Raw genomic sequence first — 15,965 nt, forward strand, 5'->3', positions numbered from 1 at the left:
AGCGGCAAAGACAAAACCCACAGCCAACAAAGACTTTTCCTACAGAAAACCTCCTCCACTGAAGTTCTCTCCAGATTTTTCCGACAATTGGTAGCCCTACATTGATAAATACCTGACGACAATGAGCATTGCACATTGAATTATCGGCAGCAATTGAGTATTTACTTACAAGCCAATCAACCTGTGTCCAATTCCGGGCCTCTCGTTTTTCGGCAGCCAAGGCGTGCCACGGGCAGCCCTGCATAGGTGGTTTGCCCTTCTCTTTATATCCAGTTGTAAACGATTTTACACCTCGCAGATCCTGCAAGAGCTTTGTCAGCCGGGGCCTTCAGGCCATGAGGCCGGGAAGGCCAGCCCCGCGCAGCCGGTGTGGGGCGTCATAAGCCAAAACAAAAATAACTATGCATTAACCGGTGCTTGCCATTGAAACTCTACGATGTCGCTGACAGATGTCGGCTGAATAAAGCCTTGGCAAGGAGCTACCATGCCCAGTCCTCCCGCGAACACCAAGAACCCCCTGACGATCATTGCGATCTTTGCCGCGATTGTGGAAGCCTCGGCATTGGCTTCGCTGCCTTTCCTCAAAGAAGACAGCCAAGACCTTTACACGTGGTTTCTGGTTGGTTTTCCGCCTTTCTTGACACTGTTATTCTTTGTAACCCTCAATTTCAATTACAAAGTGTTGTACTCGCCTTCAGACTTCAATAACCCAGGCGATTTCATGCAAATCGCCAATGGTCCGCCGTTAGCCGTAACGCCGGTTGCACTACCGCCGGCCGCCGCAGTGGCGACGCCCCCCACAGCGGCCACGAACCGACCGCCGCGCACACCCGATCCACCCACCTGCGGCCCTCAGCCCACGGCCGTGTATGTGCTGGATTGCAGGCGGTTCGACACGGCCCAGTCGTTGAACACCGCGATTGATGATGTGATGAGCACCCCGCAGGAAAACGGCCGGCACCTCATTCTGCTGTACCAGGCCGGGCACGGAAGCGGCGGTGCGGGGGAACGGATGGCCCAGGCGCTGGCCAGAACCTTCGCACAAGGCAGCGACTGCATCGTCAGCGCCTACGACGTGGACACCGCCGCCCTCGTTACCCTCAACCGACAAGCCACGGCGGCGCATGACAACGTGGGTCCTGCGTGAGCCAGAAAGCACAAAGCCCCGGACAGGCCGGGGCTTTGTGGTGCAACCAGGGGGCAATCAGAACAGCTTGCGGCCCTTGTTGGCAGCGATACGCATGCGCAGCGCGTTGAGCTTGATGAAGCCCGCGGCGTCGGCCTGGTTGTACGCACCGCCGTCTTCTTCGAAGGTAGCGATGTTGGCGTCGAACAGCGAGTCGTCGGACTTGCGGCCGGTAACGATGACGTTGCCCTTGTACAGCTTCAGGCGCACGACGCCATTCACGTTGACCTGGGAAGCGTCGATCATCTGTTGCAGCATCAGGCGCTCAGGGCTCCACCAGTAGCCGGTGTAGATCAGGCTGGCGTACTTGGCCATCAGCTCGTCTTTCAAGTGAGCGACTTCGCGGTCCAGGGTGATGGACTCGATGGCACGGTGGGCGCGCAGCATGATGGTGCCGCCAGGGGTTTCGTAGCAACCACGGGACTTCATGCCCACGTAACGGTTCTCGACGATGTCCAGACGGCCGATGCCGTGAGCGCCGCCGATCTTGTTCAGGGTCGCCAGCACGGTGGCCGGGGACATTTCCACGCCGTCCAGCGCGACGATGTCACCGTTGCGGTAGGTCAGTTCCAGGTACTGCGGGGTGTCGGGAGCCTTCTCCGGGGAGACGGTCCAGCGCCACATGTCTTCTTCGTGCTCGGTCCAGGTGTCTTCCAGCACGCCGCCTTCATAGGAGATGTGCAGCAGGTTGGCGTCCATGGAGTACGGGGATTTCTTCTTGCCGTGGCGCTCGATCGGAATGCCATGCTTCTCGGCGTAGTCCATCAGCTTCTCGCGCGACAGCAGGTCCCACTCACGCCATGGGGCAATGACTTTCACGCCTGGCTTGAGGGCGTAGGCGCCCAGTTCGAAACGCACCTGGTCGTTGCCCTTGCCGGTGGCGCCGTGGGAAATGGCGTCGGCGCCGGTTTCGTTGGCGATTTCGATCAGGCGCTTGGCGATCAGTGGGCGGGCGATGGAGGTACCCAGCAGGTACTCGCCTTCGTAGACGGTGTTGGCGCGGAACATCGGGAACACGAAGTCGCGCACGAATTCTTCGCGCAGGTCGTCGATGTAGATTTCTTTGACGCCCATGGCCTGAGCCTTGGCGCGAGCCGGTTCTACTTCTTCGCCCTGGCCCAGGTCAGCGGTGAAGGTCACCACTTCGCAGTTATAAGTGTCCTGCAGCCACTTGAGGATCACCGAAGTGTCCAGGCCGCCGGAATACGCCAGAACGACCTTGTTTACGTCCGCCATGCCATCACTCCACGGGGTTGTACGGAAAGCCGATTAGTCTACCGTTCAAACCCGCAGATTTACAGAGGCGCGACAGCAAATGACGATGAAGCGACAATAACTTTCGCCCGGGCGACCCCGTCAGGCAGTGTTCATAGCTGTGCGGGCGGCTTGGCCTGCGCAGGGCCGGGCTGCGCAGGTGCCTGCTGGGAGGCCGGCACGGGCGCTTGTTGCACCGCTTCGGGCGCTACCGCCGGCTTCTCGGCCACGGGCACCCGTGACAGTTGAATGTTCACGCGGCGGTTGAGGGCACGGTTGGTCGCGTTGGTGTTCGGCGCGATCGGGTATTGCTCGCCATGGAAGCGCATGACGATATCGGCTTCCGGCACGCCCGCGGCCTTGAGGTAGTCCATCACCGCCAACGCACGACGGCGCGACATGTCGCGGTTGGTCAAGCGGTTGCCGCTGTTGTCGGAGTGCCCGTCGAGTTCGACATGGTTCACGCTGGGGTCGGCCTTCATGTACGCCAGAATGGTGTCGAGCCGGCGCTTGGCCGCAGCATCCAGGTCGTTGCCGCCGCCGGGGAAGCCCACCTGCGTGCGGCTGACCTGGTCGAAGTTCATGGCCAGCAGCTTGCTGGTGCAGGCCTGGAAGTCGGTGTAGCCCTGGCTGAATTTCACCGGTAGCACCCGCACTTCGGTGGGCCGCCCGGTTTCCCCGGAGAACGTGCGGATGACCGTGCTGCGCCCCTCGATCAGACCGCCGATCAAACGGCTGGCCTGGCCTTGGGAGCTATTGAACAGGGTGTCGCCGCTGCCCATGCGCACCGAGCCCAGGCTGATGTCGCCGCGCCCAGGCTGCCACGGTGCGGCCGCCGCCAGCAGGGTGGCCGAACCGCGGCCCAGCAATCGGCTGCTGGAGCGCAGGCTGAACACGGCGCCCTCGCCCGCGCGCTGAACGAATTCACCGGAGCCGAAATCGGCGATCGGCTGCACCAGCCGACACTCGAACTGATCGCCTTCGACCTTCCACTCGACATTCTCCAGACGGGTCTGGAACGTGATTGCCATCGCAGGCAAGCTGGCAAACATACTGAGCAGGGCAAGATAACGCTGGCGCACGGGAGGCTCCACAAATGTGTACGGCATACCTCCGGGCTATCGGTCGGGTCGTGGAAAACTTGATACCGAGTGCCTGCATCGCCCATTTGCGGTAGCATTCCCCCGAGTTCGAACCGCCTGGAAACCCCCATGTCCGACCGCCTGACCCTCCTGCGTCCCGATGACTGGCACATCCATCTTCGCGATGGCGCCGTGCTGCCCCACACCGTCGGCGACGTTGCGCGCACTTTTGGCCGCGCAATCATCATGCCCAACCTGGTACCGCCTGTTCGCAACGCCGAGGAAGCCGACGCCTACCGTCAGCGCATCCTGGCCGCCCGCCCGGCCGGCAGCCGCTTCGAGCCGTTGATGGTGCTTTACCTCACCGACCTGACCACGCCCGACGACATCCGCGCGGCCAAGGCCAGCGGCTTCGTCCATGCGGCCAAGCTGTACCCGGCCGGCGCCACCACCAACTCCGACTCGGGCGTGACCAGCGTCGACAAGATCTTCCCGGTGCTCGAGGCCATGGCCGAGGTCGGCATGCTGCTGCTGGTGCACGGTGAAGTGACCCGCGGCGAAGTGGACGTGTTCGACCGCGAGAAACAATTCATCGACGAGCACATGCGCCGCGTGGTGGAACGCTTCCCGACGTTGAAAGTGGTGTTCGAGCACATCACCACCGGTGACGCCGTGCAGTTCGTCAACGAGGCTTCGGCCAACGTGGCGGCGACCATTACCGCGCATCACCTGCTGTACAACCGCAACCACATGCTGGTGGGCGGCATTCGTCCGCACTTCTACTGCCTGCCGATCCTCAAGCGCAACACCCATCAGGTGTCTCTGCTCGACGCGGCCACCAGCGGCAGCCCCAAGTTCTTCCTGGGCACCGACTCGGCCCCTCATGCCCAGCACGCCAAGGAAGCGGCCTGCGGTTGCGCCGGCTGCTACACCGCCTACGCGGCCATCGAGCTGTACGCCGAGGCCTTCGAGCAGCGCAATGCGCTGGACAAGCTCGAAGGCTTCGCCAGCCTGCACGGCCCGGCCTTCTATGGCCTGCCGGTGAACACCGACACCATTACCCTGGTCCGCGAAGAGTGGACGGCCCCGGCCAGCCTGCCGTTCGGCGAGCTGTCCGTCATCCCGCTGCGCGCCGGTGAAAAACTGCGCTGGCGCCTGCTGGAGAAAACCGCGTGAGTGAAGACCACTTCGACGAAGACCAGGACACCGGCGGTGGCGGTTCACGCCACCCCATGGCAGCGCGCTTTCGCGGTTACCTGCCGGTAGTGGTCGATGTCGAGACCGGCGGCTTCAACAGCGCCACCGACGCGCTGCTGGAAATCGCCGCGACCATCATCGGCATGGACGAGATGGGCTTCCTGTACCCCGAGCACACGCTGTTCTTCCGGGTAGAGCCATTCGAGGGCGCCAACATCGAGCCGGCGGCGCTGGAGTTCACTGGCATCAAGCTGGACCACCCGCTGCGCATGGCGGTGAGTGAGGAGTCGGCCTTGACCGACATCTTCCGCAGCATCCGCAAGTCGCTGAAAGCCAATGGCTGCAAGCGCGCGGTACTGGTGGGCCACAACGCCAGCTTCGACCTGGGCTTCCTCAACGCCGCCGTGGCGCGCAACGACCTCAAGCGCAACCCGTTCCACCCTTTCTCCAGCTTCGACACCGCGACGCTGGCGGGCCTGGCCTACGGCCAGACCGTGCTGGCCAAGGCGTGCCAGGCAGCCGACATCGACTTCGACGGCCGTGAGGCCCACTCGGCTCGCTACGACACCGAGAAGACCGCCGAGCTGTTCTGCGGCATCGTCAACCGCTGGAAGGAAATGGGCGGCTGGGAAGACTTCGACCGTTGATGCACCCCGCCTGATCACCCGCTGATCGGCGCAGAATCTGGCATGCCAGCGAGCTTCCGAGCCGCCACCCACTCGCTGGCACGCCATTTCCTGCACCCTCCTGTCCCCTGCACATGACCACCCATCGCTCTTGCTTAATGCGTTGCGAAGTTGTTTTGACAAGCATTCTCATTACGATTAGTCTCACCGCATCAAGACGACACAGCGACGGTGTGCCCCCTATGTATGTTTGCCTCTGCCAAGGTGTGACCGACGGTCAGATCCGTGACGCGATCTATGAAGGATGCTGCAGCTACAAGGACGTCCGCCAGACCTTGGGTGTGGCCTCTCAATGCGGTAAATGCGCCTGCCTCGCCAAGCAGGTGGTGCGTGAAACCCTCACTGAACTACAAGCCAGCCAGGCCGCCCTGCCCTACCCGGTAGAATTTACCGCCGCCTGAAACCCCGAATATCGAAGAACCGGACCCCGTGTCCGGTTTTTTTATGCCTGCAATTCAAGTAGTTACGTTCTGGATGCGGAACTCAAACATTCTTATTCCGATTAATTTTCATATAGTATTCAATAACTTAGGTTTGACAGCGGAAGTTGCGGGGCTCAAACTTCCGTCATTGGCACTCTTTACTCAGGACAGGACCCCACCATGAAAGGCGATATCAGCGTCATCCAGCATCTCAACAAGATCCTCGGTAACGAGCTCATCGCCATCAACCAATACTTCCTGCACGCGCGCATGTATGAAGACTGGGGCCTGAACAAGCTGGGCAAGTTCGAGTACAAGGAATCCATCCAGGCGATGAAGGACGCTGACAAACTGATCAAGCGCATCCTGTTCCTGGAAGGCATTCCCAACCTGCAAGAGCTGGGCAAGATCCTCATCGGCGAACACACGCGTGAAATGCTGGAGTGTGACCTGAAGATCGAGCGCAAGGCCCACGTCGACATCAAGGCCGCCATTGCCCACTGCGAGACCACCGGCGACTTCGGTAGCCGCGACATGCTGGAAGACATCCTGGAAGACCAGGAAGAGCACATCGACTGGCTGGAAACCCAGCTGGGCCTGATCGACAAGGTCAGCCTGGAGAACTACCTGCAGTCGGGTATGGGCGAGGACGAGTAAGCTCGCCCCAGGCTCCGAGCTGCACACCCTGAAAGCCCTGCCCACAGGGCTTTTTTGTGCCCGGACGGTTCCCCACGGCAATATGAAGATACTTTCATGTAACCAAAGTAGGGTGTGACAAACCGCCGCAGGCCGCCAAGCGCGGGGCTTTCAGCCATTCGTGCGATTTGCGCAAGTCATCGTTGCAGAAACCGCCTGTTTACTTAGGAAGCTAACAAATTCTATAAAGGAGTCCTGCAGAGCCTTGCTGCAGAACTTGAGAAATTGGAGCTTTCAAATGACTGTCAAAGTAACCGAACGCGACGATTCACACATGTCTCACGAAGGCGTGGCCGCTGGCATCCGTATCTGGGACGTTTACCAACAAGACCTGTTGGTGGGCATGTTCCACAACGAGAACGACGCTCAGAGCTATAAAGCCGAGCTGGAGAATCTGGAAGCGCAGCGCTCCCAGCAGTAAGTCATTTTTATCGTTACTACTGCCTTCAATAAAAAACCCCGCTCAGGCGGGGTTTTTCGTGACGCAGGATTTACCACATCAAGTCATCAGGGATCACATAGGCCGCGTACGGGTCATCGGCGTCCGGCTCTTCGGTCACCACGTTCAGCAGCACGATCCGCTCGGGGGCGCGCTCCTGGATCTTCAGGGCAGCCTCGCGGGGGATCACCTCGTAGCCACCGCCATGATGCACGATGGCCAGCGAACCGGAACTCAGCTTGGCGCGCATCAAGGCGTTGACCGACAGGCGCTTGACCTTCTTGTCATCGACGAAGTTGTAATAGTCTTCGGTGGTCAACTTGGGCAGGCGCGACACCTCGATCAATTGCTTGACCTGGGCGGCGCGGGCTTTCTGCTCGGCCTTCTCCTGCTGCTGGCGGTTCAGCTCCTGGTCACGCTTGACCTTCTCGGCCTTCGCTTCCTGGGCCAGCCGCTGCTGGGCGTCGTCGACTTCCACCTGGCCTTTTTGCTCCAGGCGTTTCTGTTTCTGCTGGTTCTTGCTGACTTGCTTGACCTGCTTCTGGTTGACCAGACCGGCTTTCAGCAATTGGTCACGAAGGGAAAGGCTCATGGTACGTGCTCACTTATGCAACGGGCTCAGCCACAGCTGGGCAGGTTTTTTTCCTGGCGTTTGGCTTCGCCCCACAGGGCGTCCAATTCGTCGAGGGTGCAATCTTCAATGGGGCGGTGGGTGTCGCGCAATGCCTGTTCGATAAAACGAAAGCGCCGCTCGAACTTGCCGTTGGCGCCACGCAGGGCGTTTTCCGGGTCGACCTTGAGGTGGCGGGCCAGGTTCACCACCGTGAACAGCAGGTCACCGACCTCCTCGCTCACCGCAGCGTGGTCATCACCGGCCATGGCTTCCAGCACTTCGTCCAGCTCTTCGCGCACCTTGTCCAGCACCGGCAGCGCGGCAGGCCAATCGAAACCGACACCTGCGGCACGCTTTTGCAGCTTGGCCGAACGCGCCAGGGCCGGCAAGGCCTGGGGCACGTCATCGAGCAGTGACAGCTGCTCAGGGGCCGTGGCCTTCTCGGCACGCTCCTGGGCCTTGATCTCATCCCAGCGCAGCTTGACCTGTTCTTCGCTCAGGCGCGGGGTATCCAATGGCGCATAGAGGTCGCCGGTGGGGAATACATGGGAGTGACGGCGGATCAGCTTGCGGGTGATGCTATCCACCACGCCGTCAAACTCGAAGCGCCCTTCTTCCCGGGCCAGCTGGCTGTAATACACCACCTGGAACAGCAGGTCGCCCAGCTCGCCTTGCAGGTGCTCGAAATCGCTGCGCTCGATAGCGTCGGCGACCTCGTAGGCTTCCTCCAGTGTATAGGGAACGATGCTGGCGTAGGTCTGCTTGATGTCCCAGGGGCAACCGTACTGCGGGTCTCGCAGGCGGGCCATAAGGCTGAGCAGATCATTGAGGTGATACATAGGGCTCCTGTAGGCCGCAGCGGCAGGCTGCACGCCGCAGCCCCGTACATCCGGCTTGCAGCGTGCAGCCTGCCGCTACGCCTCAAGGCGTACGGTTACGCCGGGTCTCGATGATGTTGGGCAACTGCGAAATGCGCCCCAGCAAGCGGCCCAGGGCGTCGAGCCCGGGGATCTCGATGGTCAGGGACATCAGCGCGGTGTTGTCTTCCTTGTTCGAGCGGGTGTTGACCGCCAGCACGTTGATGCGCTCGTTGAGCAGCACCTGGGAGACGTCACGCAGCAGGCCGGAACGGTCGTAGGCACGGATCATGATGTCCACCGGGTAGGTGAGCACCGGTACCGGGCCCCAGCTGACCTGAATGATGCGCTCGGGCTCGCGGCCCGCCAGTTGCAGCACCGAGGCACAGTCCTGGCGGTGAATGCTGACGCCACGCCCCTGGGTGATGTAGCCTACGATGGCGTCGCCCGGCAGCGGCTGGCAGCAGCCGGCCATCTGCGTCATCAGGTTGCCCACGCCCTGGATCTGGATGTCGCCACGCTTGCCCGGCTTGTAACCAGTGCTGGACTTGCGCGGTATCAATTCCAGTTGCTCGTTGCCGCGCTCCGGCTCCACCAGTTGCTGGGCCGAGTTGACCAGGTGCGCCAGGCGCAGGTCGCCCGCGCCAAGGGCGGCGAACATGTCCTCGGCAGTCTTGTGGTTGGCTTTCTCGGCCAACTGCTCGAAGTCCACCTGGGGCAAGCCCAGGCGGCTGAGTTCGCGCTCGAGCAAAGTCTTGCCGGCGGCGACGTTCTGGTCGCGGGCCTGCAGCTTGAACCAGTGGACGATCTTGGCCCGCGCCCGCGAGGTGGTCACGTAGCCCAGGTTGGAGTTCAGCCAGTCGCGGCTTGGCGTGCCGTGCTTGCTGGTGATGATCTCCACTTGCTCGCCGGTGTTGAGGCTGTAGTTGAGCGGCACGATGCGCCCGTTGATCTTGGCGCCGCGGCAGTTGTGGCCGATCTCGGTGTGCACGCGGTAGGCGAAGTCCAGTGGCGTGGCGCCCTTGGGCAGGTCGATGGCGTGGCCGTCAGGGGTAAACACGTAGACCCGGTCGGGCTCGATGTCCACGCGCAGCTGTTCGGCCAGGCCACCGATGTCGCCCAGCTCTTCGTGCCACTCCAGCACCTGGCGCAGCCACGAGATCTTCTCTTCGTAGTGGTTGGAGCCCGATTTGACGTCGGTGCCCTTGTAACGCCAGTGGGCACATACGCCCAGCTCGGCTTCCTCGTGCATGGCGTGGGTGCGGATCTGCACTTCCAGCACCTTGCCCTCGGGGCCGATGACCGCCGTGTGCAGCGAGCGATAACCGTTCTCCTTGGGGTTGGCGATGTAGTCGTCGAACTCCTTGGGGATGTGCCGCCACAGGGTATGCACGATGCCCAGCGCGGTGTAGCAGTCGCGCATTTCCGGGACCAGCACGCGCACCGCGCGCACGTCGTAGATCTGGCTGAATTCCAGGCCCTTGCGCTGCATTTTGCGCCAGATGGAATAGATATGCTTGGCACGGCCGCTGATGTCGGCTTTCACGCCGGTGGCCAGCAGCTCGTTCTGCAACTGGGTCATCACGTCGCTGATGAAACGCTCGCGGTCCAGCCGGCGCTCGTGCAACAGCTTGGCGATCTGCTTGTACTGGTCAGGTTCCAGGTAACGGAAGGACAGGTCCTCCAGCTCCCATTTGATATGGCCGATACCCAGGCGATGGGCCAGCGGCGCGTAGATGTCGAACACCTCGCGGGCCACGCGGTTGCGTTTCTCTTCGTCGGCGTTCTTCACCGCGCGGATGGCACAGGTGCGCTCGGCCAACTTGATCAGTGCCACGCGCACGTCGTCGACCATGGCCACCAGCATCTTGCGCAGGTTTTCCACCTGGCCCTGGCTGCCCAACACCAGCGACTGGCGCGGGCTGAGGCTGGCACTGATGGCCGCCATGCGCAGCACGCCGTCGATCAGCTTGGCCACCACGGCGCCAAAGCGCTCGCTGACCTGGGCCACCGTGACCCGGTCTTCGCGCACGGCGCGGTAGATGACAGCGGCCACCAGGGTGTCCTGGTCCAACTTGAGGTCGGCGAGTATTTCAGCGATTTCCAGGCCCGCCTGGAAACAGGACGTACCGTCGGCCCAGGAGTGCTTGGCCATGTTGCCTTGTTGCTCGGCCTGCAAGGCGAACTCGCAGGCTTTTTTCAGGGCTGCACGGTCCAGCGCCAGGTCGACACTGACGATGTGGTCCAGCCACGCATCGAGATTGATACTGCCGTCAGTGTTGATCGGCTGGTGTGCTCTCACCTGTACCATCTTGTTTACCTTCCCTATGACGCGTTGCTAACGCATCAACAGATCGCTGGCTTTGCCCTTCGCGGGGCCGGCAAAGGGCATGCTTTCAAGCACCAGTCGGATTAGACGGACCATCCTGGTCCGCTTCAAATAACGCCATCGCCTCGACATGCGCTGTCTGGGGAAACATGTCGAGGATTGCGGCACGTTTTAACCGGTAGCCCTGCTTGATCAATTCGACCGCGTCGCGGGCCAAAGTTGCCGGGTTGCAGGACACATACACCAATCGCTTGGCACCCAAGGCCGGCAGGTTCCTGACCACCTCGTACGCACCGTCGCGCGGTGGGTCCAAGAGTACCGCAGAAAAGCCTCCGGCGGCCCACTGTGCCCCCGCCAGCGGCTGGGACAAATCGGCCTGAAAAACCTTCACGTTATGCAGATTGTTGCTGAGCGCATTGGCTGCCGCCCGGTCCACCATCACCTGCACGCCCTCGACCGCCACCACTTCTTTCACGCGGGTGGCCAGTGGCAAGGCGAAGTTGCCCAAGCCACAGAATAGATCCAGAACGCGTTCCTGGGGTTGTGGGTCGAGCCACGCCAGGGCCTGTTCGATCATCGCGGTGTTGACCGCCTCGTTGACCTGCACGAAGTCCCCGGGACGGTACGCCAGCATCAGGTGCCAGGGCCCCAGGGTGAACCCGAGAGCGCTGCTGCCGTCGGCTGGCTGTGGCGGGCCCTCGCCCTGCAACCACAGCTGCGCACCATGGCCAGTGCAGAACACCAGCAGCGCTTGCAGGTCGGCATCGACCAGCGGCGCGGTGTGTCGCACCAGTACGCACAGGTCCGTGCCGGCAAACAATTCCACGTGGCCGATGGCCTGGGGTTTGCCCAGGCCGCCGAGCACCACGGGCAAGCCGCTCATGATCGGTTGCAAGGGCTGTACCAGCACCGGGCAATCGGCGATGGCGACGATGTCCTGGCTGGCGGCGGCACGGAAACCGACCTCCAGCTTGCGGGCTTTCTGGTCCCAGCGCACGGCCACGCGGGCACGGCGGCGGTAACCGAATTCGGGGCCGGTGAGCGGGGCATCCCACTGCTCCGGCGCCAGGTTGCCGGCACGCTGCAAATGCTCGGCGAGCATGCGCTGCTTGAGCGCCAACTGTTCTTCGCGGGGGACATGCTGCACGCTGCAACCGCCGCAACGGTCGACGTGGGCGCAGGGTGCCGGGCGGCGCATGGCGCTGGCCTTGAGCACCTTTTCGGTGCGCGCTTCCACCACCTTGCCGTGGGCATTGAGCACCCGGGCTTCTACCTGCTCGCCGGCCAGGGCGCCCAGCACGAACCAGGTACGCCCTTCCAGGAAGGCGATGCCACGGCCGTCGTTGCTCAGGCGCTCGATGTCCAGGCGCTGCTTCTTCCCGGTGGGCACTTGCACGGCCCGCTGACCGCCCGCAGGCTGAAAGCGCAAGCCGACGTTCTTCTTAGCCATCAGTGCGCCGCATCGAAAATGCCGCTGGACAGGTAGCGGTCACCGCGGTCGCAAATGATGGCGACGATGGTCGCGTTTTCCAGCTCCCGAGACAGGCGCAGCATGGCCGCCACGGCGCCGCCCGAGGACACGCCACAGAAGATGCCTTCCTCACGCGCCAGACGGCGGGTGACGTCTTCGGCTTCGGCCTGGGCCATGTCGACGATGCGGTCGACGCGGTCGGCCTGGTAGATCCTGGGCAGGTATTCCTGGGGCCAGCGGCGAATGCCGGGAATCGCCGAGCCTTCCATGGGTTGCAGGCCGACGATCTGCACCGCCGGGTTCTGCTCCTTGAGGTAGCGCGACACGCCCATGATGGTACCGGTGGTGCCCATGGAACTGACGAAGTGGGTAATGGTGCCCTGGGTCTGGCGCCAGATCTCCGGGCCGGTGCTCACGTAGTGGGCCTCGGGGTTGTCGCCGTTGGCGAACTGGTCCAGCACCTTGCCGCGTCCCTCGGCCTGCATCTGCTCGGCCAGGTCGCGGGCGCCCTCCATGCCCTGCTCCTTGGTCACCAGGATCAACTCGGCGCCGTAGGCGGTCATGGCCGCCTTGCGTTCGGCAGTGGAGTTGTCGGGCATGATCAGGATCATCTTGTAGCCCTTGATCGCCGCCGCCATGGCCAGGGCGATACCGGTGTTGCCGGAGGTCGCTTCGATCAGGGTGTCGCCGGGCTGGATCTGCCCGCGCGCTTCGGCACGGCTGATCATCGACAGCGCCGGGCGATCCTTCACGGAGCCGGCCGGGTTGTTGCCTTCGAGCTTGAGCAGAAGGGTGTTGCTGGTCTCACCGGCCAGGCGCTGCAAGCGCACCAGCGGCGTGTTGCCGACGCAATCGGCGATGGTTGGGTACTGCAGGGTCATGGCGAATTCGCAATCCGGACTGCGGGGTCGCCTATCATACCGGCAAACGCCCTCAGGCCATATCACGCAAAGTGCGCGGCTCATTCCATTGAGCTATAAGCCGCCGGTAGACGAAGGTTCAGGCGCAGCCCGGCGCCCGTGTTTTGCGCCCACAGGGTGCCGCCCTGACGGGCCACGGCGTTGCGCGCGATGCTCAAGCCCAGGCCGAAACCACCGTCACCGGGCCGCGAACCGTCCAGGCGGATGAAAGGGTGGAAAATGCGCTCCAGGTCGCGCTCGGCCACGCCGCCGCCCTGGTCTTCAAGCCACACCAACCACTGGTCGCCTTCGCGACGCCCCGCCAGGCTGATGACCCCGCCGGGGGGCGAATGGCGGATAGCGTTGCGCAGGATATTTTCCAACGCCTGGGCCAAGGCATTGAGGTTCCCCTGCACCCAGCATTCGGCGCCCACCCGGCATTGCAACTGACTGCTGGGCCAGCCGCTTTCATAGCAGGCGTTTTCGCCCAGCATGTCCCACAGGGCCTGGATCTGAATAGCCTCCAGGGCGGGCGCGCTGCGTTCGGTGTCCTGCCACGCCAATTGCAGGGTGTCGTCCACCAGCCGCTGCATGCCCTGCACTTCGCGCTGAACCCGGTCGCGCAGGCGCGCGCAGTCCTGCTCGCTGTCACCCGCCACTCGCAGTCGGCTCAGGGGCGTGCGCAGTTCATGGGACAGGTCACGCAACAATTGGCGCTGCAAGGCCACGGTGCTTTGCAGGCGCTCGGCCATGTGGTCGAAGGCTCGTCCCAACTCACCCAACTCGTCGGCGCGGCTGGTAGCCTGGGCAGTCAGGCGGCCCTGCAACGGGTCGGCACGCCAGGCATTGGCCTGTTCACGCAGGCGGTTGAGCGGGGCGATCAACAGGCGGTACAGGCCCATGCATAACAGGAAGGTGAACACCCCCGGGATAACGCCGGTGATGGTCACGTGCCACAGCAACGCATAGCGCCCTGGCATGAAACGCTCGGGCAATTCGATCACCAGGCTGCCGGCTGCGGGGTCGTGCGGGAACGGCACGCGCATCCACGGCAACAACTGCGAGCGGCGGCTCACGGGCCATTCAAGGCCGCGCAGGAAGGTCAGGCGCTGGCGCTGGGCGGGCGTCCAGGCGTCGCTGCCCAGGGGTTGCAGGTCAGGGCCGATGACCGCCACCCAGCTGTTCTCGCGCTGGCGCATGCCTGCCAGCCAGCGGTCGACGCCCTCGGTCCCCGCGCCCTGCCAGGCTTGCTCGGCCTCAGCGGCGTAGGCCTTGAGCGCCTGGCGGGCTTCGGAGGACAGGAACGCATTTTGGGTTTCCATGTAGCGCCCCCACGACCAGCTCAACCAGATCATCAGCAGGCAGAAGGCAACCAGCAATACCACCAGCTTCCAGAACAGCGATTGGCGCCCTGGCATGTCAGGCGTCCTCACCTGGGCTCAGCACATAGCCCTTGCCCCATACGGTACGCACCTGGCGCGCCTGGTAGCCCACGGCCTTCAGCTTGCGGCGAATCTGGCTGACGTGCATGTCCAGGCTGCGGTCGTGCTGGGCATAGCCACGCTGCAGGGCGTGCTGGTACAGGAACGCCTTGCTCAGCACTTCCTCGGCATGGCGGTTAAGGGTATCGAGCAAGCGAAATTCACTGCGGGTAAGCCCCGCGGCGCGGCCCGCGAAGGTAACGTCGAAATGCAGGTCGTCGAAGCGCAACTCGTCGCTTTCCACCCGGCTGGGGACCTGACTGCGCCGCCGCTCCAGGGCCACGCGGCGCAGGATGGCCTCCACGCGCACTTGCAGCTCGTCGACGCTGAAGGGCTTGGGCAGGTAATCGTCGGCACCGCGGCGAAAGCCGCTGATGCGGTCGGCCTCCGCGCCCAACGCCGACATCAGGATCACCGGCGTGGCCGAATGCTCGCGCAGGTGCTGCAGCACGTCCAGCCCGTTCATGCCGGGCAGCAGGATGTCCATCAGCACCACGTCGAACCCTTCCCCCCGGGCCAGGGCCAGGCCGTCCTGGCCGTTCTGGCACCAGGTGACCTGAAAGCCGTTGCGGCCCAACTGCTCGTGCACATAGGCACCCAGCACGGGATCGTCCTCAATGGCGAGAATGTGGCCAGCACAGTGGGTTGCAGGATTCATTGGCATCTGGGAGTGATTATCAATCAGTGATTATCAGTGATCCCTGTGCTAGCAAGCAACCACCCTTTGTCCAGCGGTTTACAGGGGCGCAGCGCTATCAATCATTGCGTCGAGTACCTGGCGAACAGGCTGGGCCGGGTCAGGCAAGCCTTGCAGCATCAAGCCTTCGGACAGCGCGGTGAACAGCATCGCCAACGCGGGGCGTGGCATCGGCGCCTGTTTGCCACGGTGGGTGAAGATGACCTCAATCAAGCCTCCCAGGGCTTCGCTGTTCTGCTGGTGCAGCGCGTGGTAGTGAGGGGCGAACGCCGGGTCGCGGGTGGCCATTAGTTGCAGTTCGACATCCAGCACCACACAGGCCTTGTTGTGCTTGAGATTGTCGATGTACTGCACCAGCCCCTGGCTCAATTCGGCGGGCGAAGCATCGGCGTTCAGCACACTGCTCAGCCGCTCAATTTCAAATCCTTTGAAACGTTGGGTCAGGGCCAGGAGCAGCTCGGCCTTGCTGGCGAAATTGGAAAAGAAAGCCCCCTTGGAAAACCCCGCGGCCTCGGCAATATCACTGACGCTGGCTCCGTGGTAGCCCTTGCTGACCATCAAGTCGGTGGCCGCCTGGAACAGTTTTTCACGGGTGTGCTGCTGCTTCTCTTCACGGCCCATTCTGGTTTTGATCAACGCTCGTTCTCCCCACGCGC

Annotated in this window: 16 protein-coding genes; 6 read left to right on the plus strand and 10 right to left on the minus strand. The window is 62.8% G+C overall.

What is annotated here, in order from left to right:
- Positions 1 to 484 precede the first annotated feature (484 nt).
- Entirely contained in the window at positions 485 to 1,147 is a 663-nt protein-coding gene (locus HWQ56_RS29575; protein WP_245217799.1) for a glycosyltransferase family protein, read from the plus strand.
- Positions 1,148 to 1,204: 57 nt separating this feature from the next.
- Here HWQ56_RS29575 and HWQ56_RS22470 read toward each other — a convergent pair whose 3' ends face one another.
- The gene (locus tag HWQ56_RS22470; RefSeq protein ID WP_158155082.1) at positions 1,205 to 2,422 is read right to left on the minus strand and encodes an argininosuccinate synthase; all 1,218 of its coding nucleotides are present in this window, start codon (positions 2,420 to 2,422) and stop codon (positions 1,205 to 1,207) included.
- A gap of 131 nt (positions 2,423 to 2,553) precedes the next feature.
- Positions 2,554 to 3,522, minus strand: a complete 969-nt coding sequence (locus tag HWQ56_RS22475; protein ID WP_176571808.1) for a flagellar protein MotY — start codon at positions 3,520 to 3,522, stop codon at positions 2,554 to 2,556.
- 129 nt (positions 3,523 to 3,651) lie between these two features.
- Here HWQ56_RS22475 and pyrC point away from each other — a divergent pair, with 129 nt between their 5' ends.
- From pyrC to HWQ56_RS22500, 5 genes are all read left to right on the plus strand, one after another.
- Complete coding sequence (gene pyrC, locus HWQ56_RS22480) at positions 3,652 to 4,698, plus strand: dihydroorotase (RefSeq protein ID WP_158155080.1); 1,047 nt, start codon at positions 3,652 to 3,654, stop codon at positions 4,696 to 4,698.
- On the plus strand, positions 4,695 to 5,366 hold the full coding sequence (rnt, locus tag HWQ56_RS22485) for a ribonuclease T (RefSeq protein ID WP_158155079.1): 672 nt from the start codon (positions 4,695 to 4,697) through the stop codon (positions 5,364 to 5,366). The genes pyrC and rnt overlap by 4 nt, the downstream gene beginning before the upstream one ends.
- A gap of 221 nt (positions 5,367 to 5,587) precedes the next feature.
- A complete protein-coding gene (locus tag HWQ56_RS22490) occupies positions 5,588 to 5,806 on the plus strand; it encodes a bacterioferritin-associated ferredoxin (RefSeq protein WP_158155078.1) in 219 nt (72 codons plus the stop codon).
- 201 nt (positions 5,807 to 6,007) lie between these two features.
- Positions 6,008 to 6,484, plus strand: a complete 477-nt coding sequence (gene bfr, locus HWQ56_RS22495; RefSeq protein WP_158155077.1) for a bacterioferritin — start codon at positions 6,008 to 6,010, stop codon at positions 6,482 to 6,484.
- Between the two features lie 277 nt (positions 6,485 to 6,761).
- Positions 6,762 to 6,944, plus strand: a complete 183-nt coding sequence (locus HWQ56_RS22500; RefSeq protein WP_158155076.1) for a hypothetical protein — start codon at positions 6,762 to 6,764, stop codon at positions 6,942 to 6,944.
- Positions 6,945 to 7,014: 70 nt separating this feature from the next.
- On the opposite strand, the gene HWQ56_RS22505 is transcribed toward HWQ56_RS22500, so the two are convergent.
- The 8 genes from HWQ56_RS22505 to HWQ56_RS22540 all read right to left on the minus strand — a co-directional run bounded on the left by HWQ56_RS22505 (position 7,015) and on the right by HWQ56_RS22540 (position 15,945).
- On the minus strand, positions 7,015 to 7,554 hold the full coding sequence (locus HWQ56_RS22505) for a DUF2058 domain-containing protein (protein ID WP_176571809.1): 540 nt from the start codon (positions 7,552 to 7,554) through the stop codon (positions 7,015 to 7,017).
- Between the two features lie 26 nt (positions 7,555 to 7,580).
- Positions 7,581 to 8,414, minus strand: a complete 834-nt coding sequence (mazG, locus tag HWQ56_RS22510) for a nucleoside triphosphate pyrophosphohydrolase (RefSeq protein ID WP_176571810.1) — start codon at positions 8,412 to 8,414, stop codon at positions 7,581 to 7,583.
- Between the two features lie 82 nt (positions 8,415 to 8,496).
- The gene (gene relA, locus HWQ56_RS22515; RefSeq protein WP_158155073.1) at positions 8,497 to 10,743 is read right to left on the minus strand and encodes a GTP diphosphokinase; all 2,247 of its coding nucleotides are present in this window, start codon (positions 10,741 to 10,743) and stop codon (positions 8,497 to 8,499) included.
- An 85-nt stretch (positions 10,744 to 10,828) separates the two neighbouring features.
- Positions 10,829 to 12,211, minus strand: a complete 1,383-nt coding sequence (gene rlmD / locus HWQ56_RS22520; RefSeq protein ID WP_176571811.1) for a 23S rRNA (uracil(1939)-C(5))-methyltransferase RlmD — start codon at positions 12,209 to 12,211, stop codon at positions 10,829 to 10,831.
- Positions 12,211 to 13,113 carry a cysteine synthase CysM gene (gene cysM, locus HWQ56_RS22525; protein WP_158155069.1) on the minus strand — a complete coding sequence of 301 codons (903 nt, stop codon included), beginning with the start codon at positions 13,111 to 13,113 and terminating at the stop codon, positions 12,211 to 12,213. Before cysM ends, rlmD begins: the two co-directional genes overlap by 1 nt.
- Before the next feature lie 80 nt (positions 13,114 to 13,193).
- Positions 13,194 to 14,549: a sensor histidine kinase gene (locus tag HWQ56_RS22530; RefSeq protein ID WP_176571812.1), complete on the minus strand. Its 1,356-nt coding sequence runs from the start codon at positions 14,547 to 14,549 to the stop codon at positions 13,194 to 13,196.
- 1 nt (position 14,550) lies between these two features.
- Positions 14,551 to 15,270 carry a response regulator transcription factor gene (locus HWQ56_RS22535; protein WP_176571813.1) on the minus strand — a complete coding sequence of 240 codons (720 nt, stop codon included), beginning with the start codon at positions 15,268 to 15,270 and terminating at the stop codon, positions 14,551 to 14,553.
- A 78-nt stretch (positions 15,271 to 15,348) separates the two neighbouring features.
- Positions 15,349 to 15,945 (minus strand): TetR/AcrR family transcriptional regulator, encoded by a 597-nt coding sequence (locus HWQ56_RS22540; protein WP_176571814.1) that lies wholly within the window; start codon positions 15,943 to 15,945, stop codon positions 15,349 to 15,351.
- Between the last annotated feature and the right edge of the window lie 20 nt (positions 15,946 to 15,965).

The sequence above is a fragment of the Pseudomonas eucalypticola genome (genome assembly GCF_013374995.1).
Taxonomy (GTDB): domain Bacteria; phylum Pseudomonadota; class Gammaproteobacteria; order Pseudomonadales; family Pseudomonadaceae; genus Aquipseudomonas; species Aquipseudomonas eucalypticola.

Coding starts and splice junctions, on each gene's coding strand:
- HWQ56_RS29575 (WP_245217799.1), top strand. CDS start 485: ATGCCCAGTCCTCCCGCGAACACCAAGAACCCCCTGACGATCATTGCG.
- HWQ56_RS22470 (WP_158155082.1), bottom strand. CDS start 2,422: ATGGCGGACGTAAACAAGGTCGTTCTGGCGTATTCCGGCGGCCTGGAC.
- pyrC (WP_158155080.1), top strand. CDS start 3,652: ATGTCCGACCGCCTGACCCTCCTGCGTCCCGATGACTGGCACATCCAT.
- HWQ56_RS22490 (WP_158155078.1), top strand. CDS start 5,588: ATGTATGTTTGCCTCTGCCAAGGTGTGACCGACGGTCAGATCCGTGAC.
- bfr (WP_158155077.1), top strand. CDS start 6,008: ATGAAAGGCGATATCAGCGTCATCCAGCATCTCAACAAGATCCTCGGT.
- HWQ56_RS22500 (WP_158155076.1), top strand. CDS start 6,762: ATGACTGTCAAAGTAACCGAACGCGACGATTCACACATGTCTCACGAA.
- HWQ56_RS22505 (WP_176571809.1), bottom strand. CDS start 7,554: ATGAGCCTTTCCCTTCGTGACCAATTGCTGAAAGCCGGTCTGGTCAAC.
- mazG (WP_176571810.1), bottom strand. CDS start 8,414: ATGTATCACCTCAATGATCTGCTCAGCCTTATGGCCCGCCTGCGAGAC.
- relA (WP_158155073.1), bottom strand. CDS start 10,743: ATGGTACAGGTGAGAGCACACCAGCCGATCAACACTGACGGCAGTATC.
- rlmD (WP_176571811.1), bottom strand. CDS start 12,211: ATGGCTAAGAAGAACGTCGGCTTGCGCTTTCAGCCTGCGGGCGGTCAG.
- cysM (WP_158155069.1), bottom strand. CDS start 13,113: ATGACCCTGCAGTACCCAACCATCGCCGATTGCGTCGGCAACACGCCG.
- HWQ56_RS22530 (WP_176571812.1), bottom strand. CDS start 14,549: ATGCCAGGGCGCCAATCGCTGTTCTGGAAGCTGGTGGTATTGCTGGTT.
- HWQ56_RS22535 (WP_176571813.1), bottom strand. CDS start 15,270: ATGAATCCTGCAACCCACTGTGCTGGCCACATTCTCGCCATTGAGGAC.